This window comes from Dysgonomonas mossii DSM 22836 (assembly GCF_000213575.1).
GTDB lineage: Bacteria > Bacteroidota > Bacteroidia > Bacteroidales > Dysgonomonadaceae > Dysgonomonas > Dysgonomonas mossii.
Window position 1 is genome coordinate 1 of sequence record NZ_GL892012.1, and the last position, 24,481, is coordinate 24,481.

General features: G+C 33.7%; 16 protein-coding genes, 1 tRNA gene and 2 rRNA genes. 12 read left to right on the plus strand and 7 right to left on the minus strand.

What is annotated here, in order from left to right; all coding sequences use genetic code 11:
• Positions 1-500: ribosomal RNA gene (locus HMPREF9456_RS15385) — 23S ribosomal RNA — on the plus strand; the annotation flags it as partial.
• 131 nt (positions 501-631) lie between these two features.
• A 5S ribosomal RNA gene (rrf, locus tag HMPREF9456_RS15390) occupies positions 632-742 on the plus strand.
• 223 nt (positions 743-965) lie between these two features.
• Here rrf and HMPREF9456_RS15395 read toward each other — a convergent pair.
• Together HMPREF9456_RS15395 and HMPREF9456_RS15400 are read right to left on the minus strand one after the other, a co-directional pair.
• A complete protein-coding gene (locus HMPREF9456_RS15395) occupies positions 966-1,421 on the minus strand; it encodes a hypothetical protein (RefSeq protein ID WP_006844487.1) in 456 nt (151 codons plus the stop codon).
• A 67-nt stretch (positions 1,422-1,488) separates the two neighbouring features.
• Positions 1,489-2,268, minus strand: a complete 780-nt coding sequence (locus tag HMPREF9456_RS15400) for a tRNA threonylcarbamoyladenosine dehydratase (RefSeq protein ID WP_006844488.1) — start codon at positions 2,266-2,268, stop codon at positions 1,489-1,491.
• A gap of 170 nt (positions 2,269-2,438) precedes the next feature.
• Here HMPREF9456_RS15400 and purD point away from each other — a divergent pair, with 170 nt between their 5' ends.
• The 9 genes from purD to HMPREF9456_RS15450 all read left to right on the plus strand — a co-directional run bounded on the left by purD (position 2,439) and on the right by HMPREF9456_RS15450 (position 13,381).
• Positions 2,439-3,710, plus strand: a complete 1,272-nt coding sequence (gene purD, locus HMPREF9456_RS15405; RefSeq protein WP_006844490.1) for a phosphoribosylamine--glycine ligase — start codon at positions 2,439-2,441, stop codon at positions 3,708-3,710.
• 85 nt (positions 3,711-3,795) lie between these two features.
• Positions 3,796-4,719, plus strand: coding sequence for a hypothetical protein (locus HMPREF9456_RS15410; protein ID WP_018075123.1), 924 nt, complete (start codon positions 3,796-3,798; stop codon positions 4,717-4,719).
• 179 nt (positions 4,720-4,898) lie between these two features.
• Positions 4,899-4,972, plus strand: a tRNA-Ile gene (locus HMPREF9456_RS15415).
• 122 nt (positions 4,973-5,094) lie between these two features.
• Positions 5,095-6,294, plus strand: a complete 1,200-nt coding sequence (locus HMPREF9456_RS15420) for a site-specific integrase (RefSeq protein ID WP_006844492.1) — start codon at positions 5,095-5,097, stop codon at positions 6,292-6,294.
• 43 nt (positions 6,295-6,337) lie between these two features.
• Positions 6,338-7,288, plus strand: a complete 951-nt coding sequence (locus tag HMPREF9456_RS15425; RefSeq protein WP_006844493.1) for an AlbA family DNA-binding domain-containing protein — start codon at positions 6,338-6,340, stop codon at positions 7,286-7,288.
• Between the two features lie 634 nt (positions 7,289-7,922).
• Positions 7,923-8,876: a hypothetical protein gene (locus tag HMPREF9456_RS15435; RefSeq protein ID WP_006844495.1), complete on the plus strand. Its 954-nt coding sequence runs from the start codon at positions 7,923-7,925 to the stop codon at positions 8,874-8,876.
• Between the two features lie 148 nt (positions 8,877-9,024).
• Positions 9,025-11,277 (plus strand): hypothetical protein, encoded by a 2,253-nt coding sequence (locus HMPREF9456_RS15440; protein ID WP_006844496.1) that lies wholly within the window; start codon positions 9,025-9,027, stop codon positions 11,275-11,277.
• 839 nt (positions 11,278-12,116) lie between these two features.
• Positions 12,117-12,875 (plus strand): hypothetical protein, encoded by a 759-nt coding sequence (locus tag HMPREF9456_RS15445; protein WP_006844497.1) that lies wholly within the window; start codon positions 12,117-12,119, stop codon positions 12,873-12,875.
• Between the two features lie 77 nt (positions 12,876-12,952).
• Positions 12,953-13,381, plus strand: a complete 429-nt coding sequence (locus HMPREF9456_RS15450; protein WP_006844498.1) for a hypothetical protein — start codon at positions 12,953-12,955, stop codon at positions 13,379-13,381.
• Between the two features lie 443 nt (positions 13,382-13,824).
• Here HMPREF9456_RS15450 and HMPREF9456_RS15455 read toward each other — a convergent pair whose 3' ends face one another.
• Both HMPREF9456_RS15455 and HMPREF9456_RS15460 read right to left on the minus strand, forming a co-directional pair.
• Positions 13,825-14,907 (minus strand): linear amide C-N hydrolase, encoded by a 1,083-nt coding sequence (locus tag HMPREF9456_RS15455; protein ID WP_006844499.1) that lies wholly within the window; start codon positions 14,905-14,907, stop codon positions 13,825-13,827.
• A 321-nt stretch (positions 14,908-15,228) separates the two neighbouring features.
• Positions 15,229-17,490, minus strand: a complete 2,262-nt coding sequence (locus tag HMPREF9456_RS15460; protein WP_006844501.1) for a GH92 family glycosyl hydrolase — start codon at positions 17,488-17,490, stop codon at positions 15,229-15,231.
• Between the two features lie 351 nt (positions 17,491-17,841).
• Between HMPREF9456_RS15460 and HMPREF9456_RS15465 the strand changes: the two genes are divergently transcribed.
• A complete protein-coding gene (locus HMPREF9456_RS15465; protein WP_006844502.1) occupies positions 17,842-20,283 on the plus strand; it encodes a glycoside hydrolase family 95 protein in 2,442 nt (813 codons plus the stop codon).
• 145 nt (positions 20,284-20,428) lie between these two features.
• Here HMPREF9456_RS15465 and HMPREF9456_RS15470 read toward each other — a convergent pair whose 3' ends face one another.
• From HMPREF9456_RS15470 to spt, 3 genes are all read right to left on the minus strand, one after another.
• Complete coding sequence (locus tag HMPREF9456_RS15470) at positions 20,429-21,247, minus strand: alpha/beta hydrolase (RefSeq protein ID WP_006844503.1); 819 nt, start codon at positions 21,245-21,247, stop codon at positions 20,429-20,431.
• A 426-nt stretch (positions 21,248-21,673) separates the two neighbouring features.
• Positions 21,674-22,978 (minus strand): T9SS C-terminal target domain-containing protein, encoded by a 1,305-nt coding sequence (locus HMPREF9456_RS15475; RefSeq protein WP_006844504.1) that lies wholly within the window; start codon positions 22,976-22,978, stop codon positions 21,674-21,676.
• Positions 22,979-23,074: 96 nt separating this feature from the next.
• Positions 23,075-24,280, minus strand: a complete 1,206-nt coding sequence (gene spt / locus HMPREF9456_RS15480; protein WP_006844505.1) for a serine palmitoyltransferase — start codon at positions 24,278-24,280, stop codon at positions 23,075-23,077.
• Between the last annotated feature and the right edge of the window lie 201 nt (positions 24,281-24,481).

Consider the following 24,481-nt stretch of genomic DNA (forward strand, 5'->3'; position numbering starts at 1 on the left):
ATCCGGTGGTTTCGAGTATGGAATAGGCCATCGACTCAAAGGATAAAAGGTACTCCGGGGATAACAGGCTGATCATTCCCAAGAGCTCATATCGACGGAATGGTTTGGCACCTCGATGTCGGCTCGTCACATCCTGGGGCTGGAGTAGGTCCCAAGGGTTGGGCTGTTCGCCCATTAAAGTGGCACGCGAGCTGGGTTCAGAACGTCGTGAGACAGTTCGGTCTCTATCTATCGTGGGCGCTGGATATTTGCGGAGATCTGACACTAGTACGAGAGGACCGTGTCGGACAGACCCCTGGTTCACCGGTTGTTCCGCCAGGAGCATCGCCGGGTAGCTAAGTCTGGATCGGATAAGTGCTGAAAGCATCTAAGTACGAAGCCGGCTTCAAGATAAGATATCCTCATAAGGGTCGTTGTAGACTACAACGTTGATAGGCTGCAGGTGTAAAGGCAGTAATGTCATAGCCGAGCAGTACTAATTGCCCGAAAGCTTTCTACGGGGTGCGGATAAGTCCGCACCGAACAACTAACACGGAGGTTTGCTAGATTGGTATCTATGATATGTATCTATTTGCTCTTTTACATCAGGTCAATCCTATAATGCTGACAAGAGATTCAGCAGTAAAGATATTCAGGTGGTTATAACACCGGGGCTCCACCTCTTCCCATTCCGAACAGAGAAGTTAAGCCCGGTCGTGCCGATGGTACTGCGTAAAAGTGGGAGAGTAGGTTACCGCCGTTTTAAATGCAAAGTCCGTATACATGAAAATGTATGCGGACTTTTGTTTTTGATACAATCCAAGCATACAAAGGGTACACAAGGTTAAATGGATCTAAGCGAGTAGAGATATATTAATCACCGTTCCTAAGATTAGAATATACATAAAAATACCCTTTAGGTTTTGAATATCTAAAGGGTATTTTTATTTATATAGTATGTCTTATATTCTTATAAGAAGGAGATATTAATCATTCTGATAAGGGATGTTTTTGTATTCGCAAATTTCTACTATTTTGCTCTTTACTGTTTTGACATCATCGTATTTTAAAGTAGCGAGATCTATTTTTCTTTGTTTTTGTCCTCCATTCAGAGAGAAAGTAATGTAGCTGATACCAATATTTAAACTACTTACATTTGTCCAATCTATTGCAGATTTACTTTGTCCCGACATGTTCGGTTTAACCGTATTGTTATCGATTGAAAGTATCGCTCCCGAGATCCATAAGGTATTGTTTAGTAATAGTATCGCAGCAAGGATAAATGCTATAAGTGCACTGAAAAATAATATTCCATAACGACCGGCAATCCCTTCTGTAATACAAAAATAAAGAGCAAATCCGGTTAAATAAATACCTGTTATGATATTTATAGTTTTCTTAGTGGAAGAAAGTGTATTGTAATCAATAATTAATTCATTCATTGTAGTTTTATTTAATTTATTACTACAAATATGAGAAATAATACTGATTTTATAGTATTCTCAGAAATTATTCTTTGCAAATATCTTGAATAACGAGCCCTGCTAAGGTGAAGCCAAATGTAGCTGTGATATGAACCAGCGTACCATTAGTTTGAGCTTTCACACTCGGATTATCTTGTTTTAGTAATTCTGAGCTCTTTGACTCATCATGTTCATACTTCAGACCTTTGTTTTCTAAAACTTCGTCACTATATACGCATTTGAATTTTTTCCACGGTTTTTCTCCTTGTTTCATTTTTCGACGAAGGGCTGCAGCGAGCGGACAGCCTTTTACATTCCAAAACTCGGCAACTTTAATTCGCGTTGGATCCATTTTTAAGGCAGCACCCATCGAAGAGAATAATTTAGCTTTAGTCCGTGTTGCTGTGCGAATTAAATGTACCTTATGTTTCAGACTATCTATTGCATCAATTATATAGTCGTAAGATTGAAGGTTGAAAGAATCAGAAGTTTCTTCGCTATATACCTGAGCAATAATTTCTATTTCAGCATCGGGGTTGATGTCGAGCAAACGAGACTTTAATACTTCCACCTTACGTTGCCCAATCGTTTTTGTTGTAGCCATAAGTTGTCTGTTTATATTTGTCTCACAAACTTTATCGGAATCTACAATGGTAAGATGTCTTATTCCCGATCGAATCAGGCTTTCGGCACACCAACTACCAACTCCTCCTACGCCGAATAAAATAACTCTTACCGAAGAGATCTTGTTCATCAATTTGTCACCCAGTAATAGCTCTGCTCTCTTAAAGATTCCTTTTTCTTCTTGCATTCTTTCTATTTTCATTTTTTTAGGGGTACAAACTTACAATAAATATTTCTGATTTCATGTTAAGAAAATAATCATGTATCTTTGCTGCTCAAATAATTAACGTGTCATGAAACTCTTCTTGTGTTGAGACACCTATTATTAAGTGAATCTAGCTAAGAATACAACAAAATATTATCTTTTTAATTATGAATATATTATTATTAGGAAACGGAGGTCGTGAAAATGCATTGGCATGGAAGATTAAGCAAAGCGATAAGGTTCAGGAACTTTATGTGGCTCCCGGCAATGCAGGAACTCATGAAATAGCTGTAAATATAGACTTATTGCCCACTGATTTTCCTGAGATAAAACAATTCGTATTAGAGAATAAGATAGATATGGTTGTTGTAGGTCCCGAAGAGCCACTTGTAAGAGGAATATACGATTTCTTCGTCAATGATGATGATATTAAAGATATTCCGGTTATAGGCCCCTCTAAGATAGGAGCACAGCTTGAAGGTAGCAAGGATTTTGCTAAGCAATTTATGATGCGTCATAATATTCCCACAGCCAAATATAAAAGCTTTTCATTAGATGAATTGGACGAAGCCTATTTATTTTTAGAAGAGCTAGAGGCTCCGTATGTGTTGAAGGCAGATGGATTAGCTGCCGGAAAAGGCGTACTTATAATAAGTGATATAGAGGAAGCCAAACAAGAGCTAAAAGAAATGCTTTCGGGGATGTTTGGTGATGCTAGTAAAACTGTTGTTATAGAAGAGTTTTTGTCGGGAATAGAATGTTCTGTATTTGTGTTAACGGATGGAGATTCATATAAAATACTACCTGTAGCTAAAGATTATAAACGAATTGGCGAAGGAGATACGGGGCTGAATACCGGAGGAATGGGGGCAGTCTCGCCGGTATCGTTTGCTGACGATGTATTCATGAAAAAAGTAGAAGACCGCATTGTTATTCCAACAATAGAGGGGCTGAAAAAGGATAAAATTATATATAAAGGATTTATTTTCTTAGGCTTAATAGAGGTCAAAGGAGAACCTATGGTAATTGAATATAACGTACGTATGGGTGATCCTGAAACTGAAGTTGTCATGTTGCGGATAAAGTCTGATTTTGTTTCTTTGTTAGAAGGAGTTGCAATAGGTACATTGGAGAGTAAATTGCTCGAAATAGATAGTCGCTATGCTGTTACCGTGATGCTTGTATCGGGCGGTTATCCGGGAGACTATGAGAAAAATAAAGAAATGTCGGGTTTGGATAAGGTAAAAGATAGTATCTTATTTCATGCCGGAACAAAGCTTGATAATAATAAGGTGCTGACAAACGGAGGACGTGTTATTGCAATAAGCTCATATGGAGAAACCAAGAATGAAGCCCTATCTCTATCCTTCAAGAATGCAGATGTAATATCTTATGATAAAAAATACTATAGGAAAGATATAGGTTTCGATCTCAAATAAAATGGCAACTATTCCTAGATTTTATAAAAGTCATATTGCGGAAGGGAAGGGGTTTCTTATAATCTCTATTATTTTCGCAGTATGTATGAGGATAGCATTTGTTGTATCATCAAATGCTATGCCTTCAAATATGGAAGGAGGGTATCTTTGGCAACTGCTGGATTTCTTTTCGGGTAATCCATTATATTCATTGGCAGGTAGTAGTATTATTGTATCTGCAATGGCGGTATTAGCTGCTCATATCAATACTGATTTTGTACTGATAAGGCGGAGGACTCTGTTGCCTCCCGCCATTATAATTTTATTGTTTAGCTGTCACCCTTCGTTGGTATGGATATCTCCGGCGTATATTGGAGCGTTATGTATGCTTTTTTCAGTGTCTATATTGTTCGCATCCTACAATCATTCAGAAAAGTCTGTAGCTGCATTTAAAATAACGTTTATACTTTCTTTAGGAAGTTTGTTTACATCCGTTTTATTACTTTTTGTACCATTAACATGGATTGCTCTTGTAATAATGAGGTGTTTTGGTTTTAGATCCTTGTTGGCATCCTTTTTGGGAGTCTTTATAGTATATTTCCCTACATTCTCTTTTTATCTTCTTACGGACAATCTAAACGAATTTCTTTCTCCTTTTCTACATTATGGCAGTTTTCAACAGTTAGTTATGTTTCCTTTTCTCCGTTTTGATATTGCTATATGGGTTTCTCTTATTTTTATAATTCTTTTTTTGAGTATTATTATTGGAGATAATTTCCTTAACAGGCATAAGGATAAAATAAAAATAAGAGCATATTTATCGTTATTGATATTTTTCACAGTCTTATCTTTATTGTTCTCTATCTTTATAAATATAACACCGCAAGTGAGTCTGTATATTTTTATGGGAGTGGGATCATTCCTATTATCTCATTTCTTTGCATTAGGAGAAACAAAGGGGACAGTAGTACTATTTTATATATTTATAGTGGCTTGTTTGTTGTTTAGCGGCTTATCTTTTCTCCGATAGTAAAAAAAATAACAACAAATATTTTTGTAGTTCAATTTTATCGCGTTGATACAAAGTTTCTTAGTTTCTATCGTGGTTTGAGTGATAAATCTTCTGGTAGTTTTTTTACTCAAAAACTTGCTAGTCTCGCTAAAAAGCAGTAATATTGCATCCGATTTCGGGATAACCTCCGAAAATCAGGTCCTATAGCTCAGTTGGTTAGAGCATCTGACTCATAATCAGGGGGTCACTGGTTCAAGCCCAGTTGGGACCACTTTTAAAACATTGAAAATCAAAGAGTTACACTATTTAGTGTGGCTCTTTTTTTGTTTCAAATATCTGGTTTTAGTGGTGTTTTGATAGAGTTTGTAAACCAACTGTAAACCACAAAACAAGATGAGTTGTACAGTTAATGTATTGTGTTACAAATCTAAAACACTATCAAATGGAGAGCATCCTTTAATGATTTGTATCTCTAAAGAAAGTAAAAGAAAATATCTAACTCTTGGAGTATCTATTCTTCCTCAACATTGGGATTTTGAAAAGAACAAACCTAAAAGGAATTGCCCTAATAAAGACTTAATCCAAAGACTTATTAATGAGAAAATTAACCTATATACAGAGTATATATTAGAGCTAAACACACTAAATAAAGAATATACAATAACAAATCTTCTAGAAAAAGTAAATGGAGTATCAAATAGATGTACTGTTAGGGAATTATTTGATATCCATATAGAGCAACTGAAACAGCAAGGAAGATTAAAATATGCTTCTACTTTCAAAGAGTTGAAAAACTCTCTAATTGAGTTTAATTTTCATTTGGATATTCTATTCTCTGAAATAGATTTAGTTTGGTTAAAAAACTATGAAACTTGGCTAAGAAATAAGGGTCTTGCCTACAACTCTATTGGGGTTAGATTTAGAACCCTTAGAGCCATTTATAATAGAGCTATTGAAGACAATATAGTTAAACAAGAATATTACCCATTCAGAGCTTATAAAGTATCAAAACTACATGAAGATACTGCTAAGAGAGCAATAAGTAAACCTGAGATAGAAAAAGTAGTCAGTTATAAATCAAATAAAGAATATACTCAATTATCTATTGATATATTTTACTTTTCATATTTATGTGCAGGTATAAACTTTACTGATATAGCCTATCTTACAAGAGATAATTTGATTGACAATAGACTTATATATAATAGAAGAAAAACAAAGAAATTAATAAAGATTCCTATTCAAGATAAAGCACTAAATATTATTGAAAAATATAGCCATTCAGACAATAATTATTTATTCCCTATCCTATCAACTTTTCACAAAACAGATATTCAGAAATTAAACAGAATAAACAAAGTTCTAAGAAAAGTAAATAAAGCTTTAAAAGCTATTGGAGAGGAACTGAATATACCAATAAATCTAACTACATACTGTGCAAGACATTCATTTGCAACAGTATTAAAAAGGTCTGGTGTATCTACTTCTATTATATCTGAATCATTAGGGCATAGTAATGAAAAAGTAACTCAAATATACTTGGATAGCTTTGAGAATAGTCAAATTGATGAAGCAATGAAGAATCTCTTATAAATCTTAATGTTATATTTGTATAATAAAAATCAAATTATACATTATGACATTCTTTGACAAAGAAGATTATACCCTTGAAGATATTGAATCTTTAATAAACAATAATGCAGAAGAATCATTAAATTTAGAATTTAAAGAGGCTAGAGCATTAAGTAAAGATGACAAATATAAAGCTGAGATAACAAAAGATGTCTCAGCTTTTGCAAATTCAGATGGAGGTATAATTATATATGGAATTCAAGAAAAAGAGCATAAAGCATCTCATATAACCTTTATTGATGGAAATGAGTTTACTAAAGAATGGCTAGAACTAGTTATTAATAGTGGTATTAACAGAAGGATTCCAAATTTGAAGATTTACCCTATTCATAAAGATGGAGATATAGAACAAACAATCTATCTAGTCAAAATTCCTTATAGTATGGAAGCTCCTCATATGAATAAAGAAAAGCTATATTATAAAAGATTCAACTTTCAATCTGTAAAAATGGAGGAGTATGAAGTTAGGCAACTCTACTATAGAAAAAATAAAGCTATTATAGAAGTATCTAAATGCTCCTTAATTGTTGTTGATAATCAGGATGTTGATGGGTTTACAAAAGTGCAGCTATCTGTCTTTATCACCAATAAAGGGGAGGTTTTAGAAAAAGATTATAAGACAGAAATGATAATTAGGAATGAGCATCATTCTTTTGATGACTTGATTCATGATATTCACAAGGTTCATTTTAAAGCAGAGTATGTAGCCATATGGGACACTCAAAAAAAAGGTATCTCTATCTCAATGAATAACCATATTGGAGGAACAATATTTCAAGGAGAAACTCTATTAGCTGCAAGTGTAATTCTTTTAATAAGAAAAGAGTTTTGGCTTGACTTTCTTACTAGTTCATTAGAAGTTAACATTCTCTATTCTTCTAAAATATTTACTCAAAAGAATATAACTATGAGAGAGATACTTAAGCCTGAATCTCTTAGTTATATCCCTACTTAAGTCAGCACCTTCTCCTCCTAATACATTAAACTAAAGAAACAAATATGTACTCATATTATCTTTATACCTAAATAGACAATAAACTATATATAACTATGGGATGTTTATTAATGACTATTGAAGAGATTAGATTAAGAGGAGAAATATTAGCTTACTTGGAGAAACATCTTTAGTTTTAGCAAATAGCACAGATACTTGTATAGTAGACATCAAAGTATTTGTGCTGTTTTTGTAGTAGCAAGACTGATAGCTAGTTATTGATTATGCTATTTATAGACTATGGAATTAATTAAATATTTTATGAATACATATAAAAAACAGTACTCATATTGTCTTTTTATTCACTAAATGAAGTGTGTATATTTCTTTTTCTTAATTTTATAGAAATAAATTATAGCTTATGTTTAACCTTGATGAAGTTTGGATTGATATTTATTGCTCAAGATGTAAGTATCAGTTTGAAATACAAATGATAGATGCTAGGCTAGAATCTAAAGTCTACTGTCATAATTGTAAATGTATTATTCAACTAAAAGACAGTGAGGCTTCTGTACATACCTCAACAAGAGATATAAATCAAGCTTTAAATGACTTAGATAAAACATTGAAAAACCTATTTAAATAACACTATCTTATGTATTACAATCATCAACTAAGAGCTAATTTACAAGAATGGAGAAATCAATTATATAAATGTGATTTTGAAGATTTCAAGCATGAATATTTATTTTTTTATGATAGACTTAATAAAGAATCTGTCATTAAGTGTATTTTGGAAAATATTATTACAGAATATCCAATAAATAAAGATGAACTTGATATATGGATAGAGCAATTCTATTATGATAAAACTGAGTATAAAAACAAAAAACATAAAATATCATATTTGATTCATCTTTGCAATTATTTTTTTGATTTAAAAGATGTCCCCACATACTACAATGTTTTTCATTCAAGCCCTAGAGATAACAACCAAGCATTTCTTGATAGATTTATAACTCCAATAACTAACTATCTCCATGATTCTTTAGATGAAGTAAATACTCTATTATATATTTTAGAAAAATATAAACTAAGAACAGAATGGTTTATAAAAGACTCCCTGAGAAAGAAATATAAAGAAATTCAAAATAAGCAATATGAGCAAGTATTAGAGGATGACATTAGATTATATCTATTTGACCAAGGTATAGATTATCCTTTTTCTACTCCTAAGTCAGCATCAGGAAGAGCTGATATTGTTAGCTTAGTCAATACAGAAGACCCTCTAGTAATGGAGATTAAAATCTATGATTCAGAGAGGAAGTATGGTAAAGAAAGAATAATTAGTGGCTTTACTCAAATAGTAAAGTATGCTAATGATTATCATAAGAATGTAGGCTATTTAGTAGTCTTTAATCTTGATGAAATAGAGATTGAAATAGAAAATATAGAGCCAGATAATAAATTTCCTAATAGGGTTATATTTAATGGTAAGACCTATTATATAATTATAGTCAATCTTAACTATGATACAAGTGCCAGTAACTTGAAAAAATTAAATAAGGTTACTATATCAAATAGTGAATTAACTTCATTGAAAGCATAGCTTGTTGAGCCTATAGAGAGACCTAATAATAGTAGAAAAATAGATAATATATTTACATAAGAAAATATATTGATTTTAGCAGATTGCACATTTACTGTTTAATAAATATAAAAGTATATGTGCAATTCTCATGATTTAAAATTTAACTATGAAAGACACCCCCCAATCAAACAAAGAAGATTATAATACATACCTAGAGGAAGCTTATAGAGATAGCTTAGTAGAGTCAAGTAAACTATATCATGAGGCTAATAGTGATGACCTTTTAGATTTGGATATACCTGTAGCTATTCCTCTTTTTGATGGGCTACATTCAATCAGAAATGCAGACATTAGAAAAGAAAAACTTTATTTAGATGAAGAGAAAAAAGATATTAGGTATTCTTATAAGAATAAAGAAGATGGCAACATAAAGAATGAAGCTACAATATTATTAAATTCAAATGAAAAACTATTTGATGTAATAACCCAATTACCTTATGGGCTTATAGATAAGCAAGCAACAGGAATAGGTGCTACTTACTCAGAAATGCACTCTAAAAGAAACTCAATAATAGTAGTTCCAACTAGAGCTTTAGGAGAAAATAAATGTGGAAATAATCCTAACTATTTATATATAGGAACTCAAAGACTTTCTAGGAGTGTTACTACTGATATAGAAATTAAGAATTATCTAAATAACTCTGCTATAGAGTTTAAAAAGATTATTGTTGTTGCTGATAGTCTTAAAAAACTGATAGATAATATCTTAGATTTAAATATAGATGTTTATAGAGAATATTTCTTGATGGTAGATGAGATAGACACTATTCAAGCTGACAATCATTATAGACCTCAACTATCTAATGTAATAGACTATTATTATAGATTTAAACTTCAAAGAAGAGCTTTAGTTTCTGCAACAGTTAAAGAGTTTTCTTACCCCAAACTAAAGAGAGAACCATTAACAACAATAAAGAAAAAAGAACCTATAAAAAGAAATATAATCTTACTACACACCAATAATACAAATGAATTACTAATAGAAGAAATACAAAAGATATATTTAAGGAGTTCAGAGAATAAAATATTAATAGCCTATAATTCTTTAACAGATATCCAAGCTATAATAGCTAAATTACCAACAGATATAAGGAATAAATGTGGTATTCTATGTAGTGAAACAAACTACAGAGATGATAGAATTGAGCCACAATATAGAGCTGAAATAAATGCAGAAGATAACCTGTCACATGATATAACATTTATGACTTGTGCTTACTTTGCTGGACTAGATATAAGAGATACATATCACTTAATAACAGTATCTAGTACTCAATATAGCTATACAATTTTACCCATAAATAAAATGATTCAGATTCATGGTAGATGTAGAGTTAATCAAGGAATAATAAGTGATACTATTATTTACAGTACTTTAAAAGAAGCTTTTTATAGCATAAATAATTACAGAGATATATTGATAATCAAGGCAGAAAGAATAATAAATTACCTGAAAGCATCAGAAGATTTACAACAGGGTTTTAATGATTTAAAAGATATATTTGATAGAATTGAGCCTATTATTATTGATGAAGCAAATGAAGCTGTTTTTAAGGGAAAGCCAATTTCTTTAACAAGAAAAAATATTGATAAAGAGTTAGCAATAAATTATTTCAATATAGATGTATTATATGAACAGATGCTCTCTTATTCTAAATTATATTCCAATAAAAATAGCCTATATAACACCTTAAAAGAGAATCACAATATAACTTCTTTTGAAGATAAACAATTTAATCAAGCTACTCAAGAAAAAGAAATGAGAGAATCTGATGAGGTTAGAAGATTAAAAATTCAAACTTGTATAGAAGATTTAGCAACTATAATAATTCCTCCTACAGAAGCAAGTGTAGCCAATATAGACTTTTTATTTGAAAGAGATTTAGAGAACAAGATTAGAACAGCAAGGAACTTTGAAAAAGACCATTATTACTCAAGAGTTAAAGAATTATATAAATATATTGATATTAATGCTTTAAACACAAAATTACTTGAAATATGTACTAAAAATATTGTCTCATATAGAAATTTTAAAAATGCAGTTTATTTTTGGGCTTTAGAAGATAATCATCCATTTAAACAGCTAATAATAAGTAGTTTTTTGATTGATGAAAGATATTCTAGTGATGAAATTAAAGAGAAGTTGAATATTGTAGTTCATGACCAATTATTAATAAGAATAGACCAATCAAGAAGTAAACTGGTTAGTTTCTTTAAATCTATATTAGACTATACATATACAGAAGGGGTCTATAAAGTGAAAGGTTATACACCTAAACAGCTAAGAGAGCTAAATATTAGTGAGCCTAAAATTAAAATTTTAGCTAGTATACCATCAACCAAACTATTCAGATTGTAAATTTTGCACAAATACTTTTTTGTTTATTAACAAGTAGCTGTGCAAGTAGATATTTTAGAAAAGCTAACAGAAAAATTAAGATTCTGCTAGCTTTTTGCTTATGTATACTTAAGTGAGAGTATATAAACCCTTACTTTTTTAGTAAGAAAACAAGAATCTTACTACCCTTAACAATAAAATATATATAACTAAATTATACACTTTACAAAGGTCTAGATTATATGTCATTGGCTAAGATAACCACTAATTAACTCCCCCTCCATCTTGGAAATTGGTTTAATACCCCCTATGTTGAATCAAAATTGTAATGTATGAGTAGAGGAGTTATAGAAATTTTGAATATTATAACATGGCTTATTATAATATTGATACTTATTTATGGTAGTGCAAATAAAGAGAAGAAAAAGTAAGCCATTATAAAAGTAAATTAAAAGTTACAGTTGAAAACCTACTATATAAAGGTTTAGTCCATGCCAATGTTTTAATTTAATCTTATTCTAAAGGTTATGTTTATATTCTTGATAGAAATTCTTATTTTTGTTTTGAATAGTAAACTATACTGAATGGATAGATAAAAAAATTAAAACATATATAATATAAAGTGTTTGCTTTATTGCTGTAGTTTCTCTAAATCTCCAAATTTTAAGAAAACTAACTACAAGAGTAATATAAGTAGATTCTCATGTTATAGGCATGGGCTTTCTCTTATTGTAGTTAGTAGGTGTTTGGAGATACCTGAGAAACTGATAAGGCTAGTACCATGCCTTCTTGCTTTAGATTGGTACAACAGGGATGCTGAAAACTGATTTAGAGTAAGCCTTAAAGATACTTTTACAAAAATGAAAAAGACAATTTTATTCAATTTATTAGTGGTTTTAGTTTCTTGTAGCTCTAATAATGGCAATGATGAGCTATCAAAAGATGAATTACTATCAAATACAGAATGGGTATATAATGTTAGTGAACCTATTGACAAGCCAATAGAGGAAGTGGATTTTGATAATGAATCAAAGATAAAGCAAAGCTTTCTTTATTTATCATATAATTATCCACCTATAGACCTCACTAACATTACTGTTGATAATATAGAATCAAATGAAAGTAAAGAAGATTCAACATTTATAGGTTTAACAAAGCAAATTAAGATTAGATTCATAGAGAACCAATGTTACTATACAAATAAGGATATATTATATTGGAAGAAACTAGAGGTTAAAGAAATTTATAAGAGAGTGACATATCCAAATCAAGAAGGTAAAAATCAGAATGGAATAATATGTAGAATCTTACCTGATGGAATCTACTTGATTAATGAATCTCTATCTTTAGATAATCCTGAAAGAAATAGATTATACCTTAAGTTAGAAAATTATGAATATAAATGGAAAGTAGGTAATAAAGTTATCTCTGAAAATGAATATATAAAAACTAGGAATGAAACTAATTATAATTTATTATTTAAAAGAGTTGGTAATGATATTTTAATAGAAAATGATAGCCTTGAATGGAAAGGTCTTCTAAATAGGAATAATAATTATATCACTATAGAACAAACTAGACCTAGTACTAAATATATAGGAGAGTTTAAGAGGCAATAGTATAACCATAAAAGCTATAATTCCCTTCTAAAGTCTTCTCTCTTCAACAATCATTTTTTTAAGTGTAAATATGATTTATGAAAACTTTTATAGATGAATATAACAAACAATTGGAGGATGTACAATACATCCTTCAATATTTAAAAACATATCCTACTATCCTCTCAGATTTGAGAATTGAAGATATAATAGAACCAGATAATTTATATCAACAACAAGAAGATTGGATAAGACTAAATTTTAAATTTAAAGGTATAGAAAAGGAGTTTTTTAAACCCTATTGGCTACCAATTCAAAGAGTAAAATTTGATTATTTTATTGATATATCAGATAGTAATTATTCAATAATAGAAGCTTTCTTTAATTACTTTGAAAAACCATATTATTGGGAGAAGAAAATACTATTGCACTCAATAAATGATTTACTATTAGCTGATGATAACAAACAAAATCTAAAGCAATATAAATTAGATAGTATAATAGAAAAGTATAAAGAGTATTTATAAAACTAATTTCCTATCCATTATGTTGGGAAATTTTAGAATAAAAGTAATATTAACCAAGTTTGGTAATACAACAATATTGTAAACCCACAGTAAACCATGAGTAATAGAAGTACATTTAATATGCTGATAATATGTGCATTATTATATATTCTGAATCCTACTCATAATCAGGGGGGTCCCTGGTTCAAGCCCAGGTGGGACCACTTAAAAATTAAAGAGTTACAGTAGAAACTGTAACTCTTTTTTTGTTTTAATACCCTTGTTTTAGTAGTGTTTCAATGGTTTTTGTAAACCAACAGTAAAACCACAAACAATTTTGAGGAAAGGAAAATAAATGATTTTCAAACCATCTCTTTATCAGAATATAGAAGTTAATGTCCCTGTTTTACAACCATTTTTGCTTATTTGAATAAGTACAACGACCCTTATACTTAATGAATACTTTATGATTTTATATTGACCGATTCCACTGGTTGCTTCTTTACGCTATCCAAAGGCATACTGTAATATTTTACTTTATCAAAATCTATGGCCTTCAGGTCGATGCAACGAATATTACTATTGTACATTGTTCGATAATAAATGATACAATTTCGTGTATCTGTGGCTACTGTAAACTGAGTAGCACTTGGTACATTAGCTGATGCTTTCCCCAAATCCTGTTCAGTTCCTGTTGGAATGTCAAAATTATTCAGGATATGAAATGCCTGAAAAACACTTTCTGGTGCAGACGATTGCTGCGCTGTTGTCAGTTGGAAAAAAGTAGCACGAACGAATCGAGATGGAGGAGTAAAATCACCCGGAAGTCCTAACAAGCCAGCTCCGTGTCCAAAAGCTTTCATTTGTAACGGTCCAAAATTATGTTCGGCAGGTGTGCCGGGTTGTAAATTTATATAATTATTCAAGTTTGTCCAATGCCATTCTAAGCCGGGGGAATTAGTCAATACACCCAAAGGATTATCATAGAAGTGCATGATTTCATCTACTATCTCAAGTACGATCTGACGACCCGATGGTTCGGTGAACCGCCAATGTACAGTTGAAGAACGAGGATCAATATTCGTAACACGTATATTTTTAAGTTTTTCTTTAACTTCATCTACCGTTTCACACTCACCTAATACATAAGATACTAATTGGAAATCGGCTAAGCTCCTCTCTTTTTGGGTTGGATCGTAAGAAGGGTATTTTCCATAATTAGGGAAATAAAAGAGTCCCGCAGACAAACCTCTTTCATTTACACCTTCCACCATAAATTCCTTTTGCTCTACCGACAAGCCTATAAATCCGTATTTGCTAGTAAATTTCATTCCATCCATTCCGGAAGGTGTAAGCGACTGAAGCTGCTGATGGCGAGGAACAACCATATACATCGTATTCATAACACTTTCGGCCCATTCAATAGTACGTGCGGGAACGACTGTTCCATCACTACTTTTTAATGTAATACCTGTACAAGCATTTATTGACGCTTGTAATTGCAGAATAATTATAGCCAGTAAAATTAATGATTGTTTTGAGTTCATAGTTAACAATTTTAGTGTTTCTAATAATAGAACAATTGAAAGACAAAAACTGTTTAATGTGAAAGTTTAATTGTCTTGTATTCAGGCTGTCTGGTATTCAATCACGAATCGCTAGTATTGATAGAAAATATATTTTTTATATCCAATAGAAATTTATCAATAATATTAGAAGGAGTTAAGTCTTCACATTGGTATACTCTTGTATTCGAAAAATTTGTGTTTTCAGACTCTTTAGTCATCAAGAGGCTTTTTTGTTTGTTACTTCTCCCTGTGATGCTCGATGGTATTATGATACACCACAGAGAGAAGAATATTTTATTTTTATAACTTTTCGGCTGAAGGTGGCGCTTGGTTTGCTCCCCATGCTTTATTCGCCTTATTACCCATTATTAATACAAGTTTGCCGCCATTTTCTATATCCGAATGATTGAACCACGGTTTGTTCCATTCTTTTCCGTTTAATGTAGCCGATTGTATATACTTGTTGTCCTCAGAATAGTTTTGAGCTACTATTTCAAATACTTTACCATTACTCAATGTTATACTAGCTTGAGAAAACATGGGACTTCCAATATTGTAAACAGGCATACCCGGAGTAACAGGATAGAATCCCATCATAGAGAATACAACAAAGGCAGACATTCCTCCTCCGTCTTCATCGCCGGGAACACCCATCAGGTCGTTTCTAAACCACTGTTTCAGTAGGGTGTGGATACGTTTCTGCGTTTTCCACGGTTGTCCGGCATAGTTGTACAGATAAGGAATATGAAGACTTGGCTCGTTTGCCATCGAGAATTGTCCTACATTGCCTGTGTGATCCGGCAATTGTGCATAAAAATCATATTTACCACGTCCAAGGGGTTCGTTGAACGTTTGATCCAGATTTTTTATGAATTGTTCTTTTCCACCCATCAGATTAACGAGGTCGCTCACATTATGAGGTACATCCCAACGGTAAACCCAACCGTTATTCTCTCCGTAATAATCGCGAGCTCCCATGCCTCCCGAAAAGCGGTAGTCGAATGGTTCTATAAATTTTCCATCCTTATCTTTCGGATGGAAAAAGCCTGTTTCAGCATTGTAGACATTTCTATAGTTGTAAGAACATTTTAGATAATGGTTTGCTTCACTTTCCTTGCCCAAGGCTTTGGCTATTTGTGACAAACACCATTGATCGTATGCTGTGCCGAGCGTTACGGCTATTGGTTGTCTTTTTTCGAAGGGACTAACATTCGCTACTGTTTCTTTTTCACCGGGATATAAAGCGGGAATATATCCTTTTTCGTTGTAGAACTCGTCTAACCATCCGGCAGGAGCTCCCGACCATGGAATAAGCGTTTTTTCCTCGATTCCTTTTTTGCATGCTATATATGCCTTTTCCAAATCAAAACCTTTTAGTCCTTTTGCATAACCGTCGATAACTGTTGCTACGGCATGATTGGAGTTCATTCGGCGAGAATCCCCTGTTATTTCAGGGAAGGTAGGCATCCAGTTGTTACCCATTTGTTCGGCCATCAACAAGTATGAATTAATGATATTCACTTCTTCTTCGGCATCGATGATTACACGTAGTGGATGAGTCGCACGATAGGTGTCCCAGATCCAGTCGTCAGTAAAGAACGGTTTACCTCCATCTTCATGGACTTTTCCGTCGAAAGCACTGAAATAGCGACCTCCTTCGCTGATGCATACCGGACGTTCATAACAACGATAGAGAGAGGTGTAGAATACAGTTTTGTCAGTATCGCTATCTCCACTCACTTTGATTTTGCCTAAGGCGTCATTCCATATTTTGCGGCCTTTATCGGCTAGCAGTTTCACTTCATAATCTTTTTGCTCTCTGCGCAGGTTTTCTTTTGCTTGTTCTACGCTGATAAAAGATACCCCGTAGCGTAAGCGCAAAGTTTGGGCATTGTTGCCATAATACAATACTACACAGGCATTATTGCCTTCGGTACTCTTCTCTTTGTCGTTAATTACATTATCTTTCAAGACACCTGTTAGCAGAGGAGTTTGTTCTGTTTCCAGATATATATAGACATTCGTATTATTCGCTAGTTTTTGGTATCCGCTTGCTGTATTTCCGTCTGTCCTTATCGCTCCGTTACGAGAGTTGAGTATCAAGTAAGCAGGAGTGTTCGGCAAAGTATAGTCTATCTGATAAATAGCGGATTGATGAGAAAGTGCATATTGGATATGCGTTTGCTGATCGTCCAAGTCAACCTCATAACTGTACGGCGTGATCTTTTCACGATCGTAGCTGTAGGATATAACAGGTTTTATTTTGGTTTTATCTCCCTGATAAGGACTCAGATTGAAAGCCGAACTCCCTCTGTGACTTGTGATGATCAGAGGCAGACCTTTGATCATATCGCTCGTGAAATCGGCACGTTCGGGGTAGACTCGAAGCATACTATTTGGCAAATGGATGGTTGGGTAGGTTGGCACCAGCAGGTGACTAATGTTTCCCATATAAGGGTTTACATAGTCCACAGGTTGTTTGCTTGCCCCATTATCCCCGTTTGCTGTACAAATTGATAAAATGGAAATAAAGGCGGTTGTGAATGCACTTCTAAGCTTCATGATAAGTTTAAATTTAAGTTGGCATTTATTTAATTTCGAATACAAAGTAAACATATCCTATTCGTATAAAGAATTAAGATTTGTATTTTATATTCAAAGAATGTTTATTAACATATATATTAGAATAATATTGTCTCCCATTTTTATAAAAATATCTCACTAGGTATTTGTCGGGGATGTTAAAATGTAATTAAATTGCCATATTAATGGGATGATCATATAAAAAAAGATCGTTTTTTGATGCAAAAAAAATGGAAATCTCCTTGTTTTAATAATATATTCACTGTGGATTAATTTGATTTTTAATATATAAGCTTTTTCTTTGTTCTCGAATGAATACTTGTAAATATCATGAAGAAATACCTTTTATTTGTCTCAATTTTTACTTTAAGTACTATTTTTTGTAAAGCAGAAGATACTAAGCTTTTGTATAAACGTCCGGCCAAGGAGTGGGTAGAAGCATTGCCTTTAGGAAATTCGCGGTTAGGTGCAATGGTCTTTGGAAATCCTGCAAGAGAACAGCTCCAGCTCAATGAAGAAACGATGTGGGGAGGAGGGCCTCACAGAAATGATAGCCCCAATATGTTAAAAGTGTTGGATGAGGTGCGCTCTCTTATCTTTGCCGGAAAAGAAAAAGAAGCAGAGGCTTTGTTGGAAAAAAATATGAGAACTCCGCATAATGGTATGCCCTATCAAACAATAGGAAGCTTATATTTAGATTTTGCAGGACATAATAAATATTCCAATTATTCAAGACAGCTTGACTTGACTACAGCAGTAGCTACAACAAAATATACGGTAGATGGCATTAATTATACCCGTGAGGTGTTTTCTTCTTTTACAGATAATGTCATTATTATGAGAATTACGGCTGATAAGCCGAATAGTATTAGCTTCACAGCAGGATATGACTCTCCTGTAAAAGATTATAAAGTTCAAGCTAAAGGTGATAAGCTTATTCTCAAAGGTATGGGGGCAGAACACGAAGGAATAAAAGGCGTGATTCGGTTCGAAAACCAAACTCAAATAAAAACTGAAGGAGGGAGTGTAAAAGTTGAGAGTAACAAACTCTCAGTAAAAGCTGCCAATTCGGTTGTTATCTATATTTCTATAGCCACTAATTTTGTGAACTACCAAGATGTGAGTGCTAATGAATCAACAAGCGCTACTCATTTTTTGAAAACGGCAATATCGAAGCCCTATGAAAAAGCGTTAGCAGATCATATAAAATATTATAAAAAGCAATTCGATCGCGTATCTTTAGATTTGGGGAAATCGGATAGTATTCTTGAAGAAACAGATGTAAGAGTTAGAAACTTCAAAGAAGGAAAAGATCAAAGTCTGGTTACCCTACTTTTCCAGTTTGGGCGTTATCTACTTATTAGTTCATCCCAACCGGGAGGGCAACCTGCTAATCTGCAAGGAATATGGAACGATCAGTTAGTGCCGCCTTGGGATAGCAAATACACTATTAACATCAATACGGAGATGAACTATTGGCCTGCAGAGGTTACCAATCTAAGCGAAACACATCAACCTCTTTTCCAGATGTTAAAAGAGTTGGCAGTGACAGGGCAGGAGACTGCAAAGGTAATGTATAATGCCAATGGCTGGGTTGCGCATCATAATACGGATCTTTGGCGTACTACAGGTCCTGTAGATGGAGCATTTCATGGCATGTGGCCTAATGGAGGGGCATGGCTGAGTCAGCACATGTGGCAACATTACTTATATACAGGAGACAAGAGCTTCTTAAAAGAAGCATACCCTGTGCTGAAAGGTGCAGCAGATTTCTTTCTCGATTTTTTGGTGGAACATCCTACATATAAATGGATGGTAACATCACCGTCTACTTCTCCCGAACAAGGCCCTCCTGGAAAAAATACGAGTATAACGGCAGGATCTACAATGGATAATCAAATTGTATTTGATGTGCTTAACAATGCTCTGGAGGCATCTAAAACCTTAGGCGTAGGTGATGAAGCATATAATCAAAAACTCGAGGATATGATTTCTCGCCTTGCACCTATGCAGATAGGAAAGTACAATCAATTGCAGGAATGGTTGGGAGATTGGGACGATCCGAAGAATGATCATCGTCATGTCTCTCACTTGTATGGGTTGTACCCAAGCAATCAGATTTCGCCATATTCACATCCAACGCTTTTTCAGGCGGCAAAAAACTCACTTCTCTATCGTGGAGATATGGCTACAGGCTGGTCGATAGGTTGGAAAATTAATTTTTGGGCACGTCTGCTCGATGGTAATCATGCCTATAAAATTATTTCGAATATGCTATCTTTGGTAGAACCGGGTAATAACGATGGACGTACTTATCCGAACCTGTTTGATGCACATCCGCCATTTCAGATAGATGGAAATTTTGGATTCACTGCGGGGGTAGCAGAGATGCTTCTGCAAAGTCATGATGGAGCAATACATTTACTACCGGCTTTACCTGATAAGTGGAAGAACGGAAGTGTTAAAGGACTAATGGCTCGTGGCGGTTTCGAAATTTCATCGATGGATTGGAGTGATGGAGAGATATCTTCTGTAACTATTACTTCTAAACTAGGGGGAAATATGCGCCTTCGCTCTTATGTGCCATTAAACGGTAATGGATTGCACGAGGCTAGAGCCATGAATACTAATCCGCTATATAAAACAGCAGATATAAAAGAGCCGTTGGTATCGAAGGGAATAAATCCTCAATATCCTCTGTTGTATAAAGTTTACGAATATGATATAATGACTCAAGAGGGGCAGTCGTATACCTTTAAGAGAGGTAAGTAAGCTTTCCTATAGTAGATTAAAAGTGTTTTTCGTTATCAATATTATTCTCTCTGTCATTCTGAATGCAATGAAGAATATCCTCTTCTTGAGTATATTAAAATGACAGGAAAATAACGAAAAACACTTTTAATCGCTTGCTTTTGTTTTATAATTTACTGTATTTCTTTATCCAGTCCAGCATCAAATAACATCCCGGAGCATATACGTTTCCATGATCAAATCCTTGGAGCTCATACAATACAACATCTTTGTTATTCAGTGATTTTAGAATAGCTTCTAAATGTGCATTTTCTTCGTATCTGGCTGTTAACTCGAGATTGCGATCACCTGTAATTAGTAAAGTGGGAGGGATACCGGTTCTTGCCTTATTCAGAGGAGCATATTCATCAATAATAGGTATGTTATAAGGGATGCCTCTTTCTTTTCGGATGGTGAAATGTGTATTTGTTTGTCCGCTAATAGGTATAAGTCCTTTTATCTTATCGGCATCTATACCATATTTTTCAAGGTAACTTTTATCTAAACCGACCATTAGGGTTAGATATCCTCCTGCCGAATGTCCCGATACATAAATATCTTTGGTGCTGCCTCCGTAAGATGCTATATTGTTGAATGCCCAGGCAATGGATGCTGCAGCATCTTCAATGTAAGCCGGATTTGTTGCTTTCGGGCTCAGGCGATAGTTAACAGCTACTACAGCAATACCTTTATTCTTTAGTTCGTTAGGTATTCCCTTTTCTCCACCTTCGAGCCCTCCGCCGTGAAACCATACGACAACAGGGAAATCTTTCTTATTTACGGGATAATAGACGTCAAGCTTACAACGCTCCTTCCGATAATTATCTTTTTCGTTCGGACTGATATAGGATATATCTTTATCCGTCTTATACTCGTTACTAACAGAATTTTGTGCAAGGATTGATGTTGCACATAACCAAAAGATCAAAAAAATACCTTTTTTCATGACATGAATTATATTAAGTAGAAGAATTTGTGATAAAGGTATAGATTTTTAATTTTTTGATAAAATAAATATTGTCGAAGTCAAAGTTAATACGATTATAAAAAAATAAAAGCGGGCATCCCTGACCACTTTTACCTTTAGATTGATTTCTCAATCTTACTGAACTTAACTTATTAACTTATTCCTATCTTTTGTTAGTATTATTCTTATTTTCAGGTTTTCTGACTTTTATATATACAGATTCTTTTGATTTATCTTTCGAAACAAAATTATATACAAATTATTTCGCGGAAAATAATAATCGATAGAAAGGGCCGAACTCTCGACAAAAGGATGAGATATTTCTTGTGAAAGCTGATAGTAAGTAGTATGTATATTCTAAAAAGATTCTTGGTATCTATGGCTTTGGATGGAGAACGATTTATTCTAGTTTCTGCGTAAAACATTTATGTCTCCACCCATACTTTTGCGTCTTCCTTTCGAGTTGGTATACTCTATCACGTAATAATAGACGCCGGTGGATACATACTTTCCGTTGTGTCTTCCGTCCCAACCTTTCGATGGGTCGTTCCATTGATATATTTTTACACCCCAACGGTTGAAAATAGTACATTTAAACTTCACGATGGATTTGTAGTAAACCTTAAACTCGGCATTCGTTGTTCCTCCCGGAGAAAAAAAGTTAGGGGCTTGGATGTCCGATTCTTCTATGTTAAGTTCTAAAGTACTTATATTAGCACAAGTAGCAGATTGATCCTCATTATTTGCCACTTCGAGTTTTATGATATAGTTGCCATCTTTTTCGAAGGTGTATTTTTTAGCATCACTACCAGTATAACGTACAATATAGTTTGCTGTATCTTCCTTGTTGTATATGCTCCATGTATAAAAATAAGCAGCATCACTTCCCCGTCCAGATAGGTTGACAGTGACGGGTGCAGAGACTCCGATTTCTCCATTGTTTTTTCCTTCTTGCTCTGCTACAATATGTCCTTCTACAGCAATAGCCTTGTATTCTTCCGAACTCTTCTCATGTGGCATCTTGAAGTATTCTGCAAATTGATCCCCCTTCAGTTTGAAAACGGTGTTCATTAAAGGTGCATCTATCGTTTCTTCAGTATCTATATTTAAGGTTCTTATACTTTTTATAAAAGCCTTGTTGTTTTCATTCCATTCTTGAATGTCGTAGCTCACAGTATATTTTCGGGGGATTTCTCTTCTGCTTCCGTTTGTTGTGTAGAAGAAGAGTTTGTCTTCCGTTTTTCCAACTAATAATTTAAGAAATTCGCATTTATCATCATTCTCTTTGGCTTCGATAGAGCTTAATATTGACTTATGTCGGTTACAATCAATAATCCAAACAGCACTTTTGGCAATATTGTTGTCCTCTGCAAAATAGCCGTATCCATCTTCGAGATTCGATACAGTATATGTAGAGTTTCCGTTGATAGATGTTATTGAGATATCGGAGTCCGGAATCTGTATTTTATCTCCAAAAGATTGTTTGTATTTGTAAAATCTGACCGAAATAGACGATGAACTATACTTTATTGTAGCGCTTGCTAAGGTGTTGAATAAATAGACTTCCTCTATGCCTGTACCTGTAAGACTTTGATCTGATTCTTTTTTATAAGCGTAAGGTGTTCCCAACCCTCCCGAAACTGTATAGGTTTGTGCAAATATTGAGGTCGTAAAAACCAATAAGGTTATTAAAAAGATAGACTTTCTCATAAGTATATTCGAAGAAAGGAAAAACCCTCTATCTTTTAACGGACAGAGGGTTTTCTTATTTTATATTTGAAGTATATTCTTTTGCTCTACCCTTTTTTAGGCTTTTGCATGTAATAATACTCCCACTTTTTTGAATACTGATTCTATTTTTTCAAAAGCAATGTCTACTTGCTCTTTCGTGTGTGTAGCCATCAGTGAGAAACGAATCAAAGTATCGCTAGGCGCAACAGCCGGAGATACTACAGGATTTACAAATATGCCTTCTTCGAAGAGAAGTTTTGTAATCAAAAACGTTTTCTCATTATCTCTGATGAATAGAGGTATAATAGGTGTGGATGTATGTCCTATCTCGAATCCACGCTCACGGAAGCCATCCAATGCATAATGTGTAATATCCCATAATGCTTTTATTCTTTCAGGTTCAGATATTATAATATCCAATGCGGCACTGGCTGCAGCTGTTGCAGCAGGAGTGGCACTCGCAGTAAAGATATATGGACGAGAATTGTGGCGCAAGTAATCTAGTATTATTTCGTTACCGGCTATGAAGCCTCCAAGCGAAGCTAGTGATTTACTGAAAGTTCCCATTATGAGTTCAACATCGTCTACAAGTCCGCATTGTTCAACAAGGCCTTTTCCACTATAGTTTTTCCCTAACACACCTAAACTGTGTGCTTCGTCAACCATTACACTTGCATTATATTTTTTTGCTAATTCAATTATTTCAGGAAGACGTGAAATATCTCCTTCCATACTGAACACACCATCAATAACGATTAGCTTAATCTTATCCGGTTCACATCTTTGAAGTTGTTTTTCCAAAGAATCCATATCGTTGTGGCGGAACTTTAGTTTGGTAGAGTAAGATACTCGCGCACCTTCTATGATAGAAGCGTGATCCAATTCATCCCATAGGATATAATCTTCACGTCCGGTGATACATGAAATAACACCTTGGTTTACGTTAAATCCTGTAGAGTAAACGATAGCATCTTCTTTTCCAACAAATTTAGCCAGCTTTTTTTCTAGTTCTACGTGGATATCCAATGTCCCATTCAAAAAACGGGAACCGGCCATGCCCGTTCCGTATTTCTTAGTAGCATTGATTGCTGCTTCTTTTACTTTTGGATGATTAGTAAGCCCCAGATAGGCATTTGACCCGAACATCAATACTTTTTTTCCGTTGATAACAACTTCTGTATCCTGGTCGCTTTGGATTTCTCTAAAATAAGGGTAAATACCTGCAGCTCGTGTATTTCGTGCTGCGTCATACCGATACAACTTATCAGTTAATAGACTCATAGTAAACTTATAACAAATGTAATTATTATAGCTGCATGTAATAAAATAACGTTATTTTACTAAAATGCAGGCTGCAAAAATAGCTAAAAAAAATAAGATTGTAATCATTTTGAATTAAATATTTAAAAAAAGGGCAATTTGACCGAATCTTGTGTGGCTTCAGGTAAAGGTATATCGCTTTTTTTCTTAAATTTGTAGCTT

What these genes read in the sequence shown, in the direction of transcription:
- purD (WP_006844490.1), top strand. Translation starts at nt 2,439, where the DNA reads ATGAATATATTATTATTAGGAAACGGAGGTCGTGAAAATGCATTGGCA.
- spt (WP_006844505.1), bottom strand. Translation starts at nt 24,280, where the DNA reads ATGAGTCTATTAACTGATAAGTTGTATCGGTATGACGCAGCACGAAAT.
- HMPREF9456_RS15440 (WP_006844496.1), top strand. Translation starts at nt 9,025, where the DNA reads ATGAAAGACACCCCCCAATCAAACAAAGAAGATTATAATACATACCTA.
- HMPREF9456_RS15455 (WP_006844499.1), bottom strand. Translation starts at nt 14,907, where the DNA reads ATGAACTCAAAACAATCATTAATTTTACTGGCTATAATTATTCTGCAA.
- HMPREF9456_RS15435 (WP_006844495.1), top strand. Translation starts at nt 7,923, where the DNA reads ATGTATTACAATCATCAACTAAGAGCTAATTTACAAGAATGGAGAAAT.
- HMPREF9456_RS15450 (WP_006844498.1), top strand. Translation starts at nt 12,953, where the DNA reads ATGAAAACTTTTATAGATGAATATAACAAACAATTGGAGGATGTACAA.
- HMPREF9456_RS15460 (WP_006844501.1), bottom strand. Translation starts at nt 17,490, where the DNA reads ATGAAGCTTAGAAGTGCATTCACAACCGCCTTTATTTCCATTTTATCA.
- HMPREF9456_RS15470 (WP_006844503.1), bottom strand. Translation starts at nt 21,247, where the DNA reads ATGAAAAAAGGTATTTTTTTGATCTTTTGGTTATGTGCAACATCAATC.
- HMPREF9456_RS15445 (WP_006844497.1), top strand. Translation starts at nt 12,117, where the DNA reads ATGAAAAAGACAATTTTATTCAATTTATTAGTGGTTTTAGTTTCTTGT.
- HMPREF9456_RS15400 (WP_006844488.1), bottom strand. Translation starts at nt 2,268, where the DNA reads ATGAAAATAGAAAGAATGCAAGAAGAAAAAGGAATCTTTAAGAGAGCA.
- HMPREF9456_RS15420 (WP_006844492.1), top strand. Translation starts at nt 5,095, where the DNA reads ATGAGTTGTACAGTTAATGTATTGTGTTACAAATCTAAAACACTATCA.
- HMPREF9456_RS15465 (WP_006844502.1), top strand. Translation starts at nt 17,842, where the DNA reads ATGAAGAAATACCTTTTATTTGTCTCAATTTTTACTTTAAGTACTATT.
- HMPREF9456_RS15410 (WP_018075123.1), top strand. Translation starts at nt 3,796, where the DNA reads ATGAGGATAGCATTTGTTGTATCATCAAATGCTATGCCTTCAAATATG.
- HMPREF9456_RS15425 (WP_006844493.1), top strand. Translation starts at nt 6,338, where the DNA reads ATGACATTCTTTGACAAAGAAGATTATACCCTTGAAGATATTGAATCT.
- HMPREF9456_RS15395 (WP_006844487.1), bottom strand. Translation starts at nt 1,421, where the DNA reads ATGAATGAATTAATTATTGATTACAATACACTTTCTTCCACTAAGAAA.
- HMPREF9456_RS15475 (WP_006844504.1), bottom strand. Translation starts at nt 22,978, where the DNA reads ATGAGAAAGTCTATCTTTTTAATAACCTTATTGGTTTTTACGACCTCA.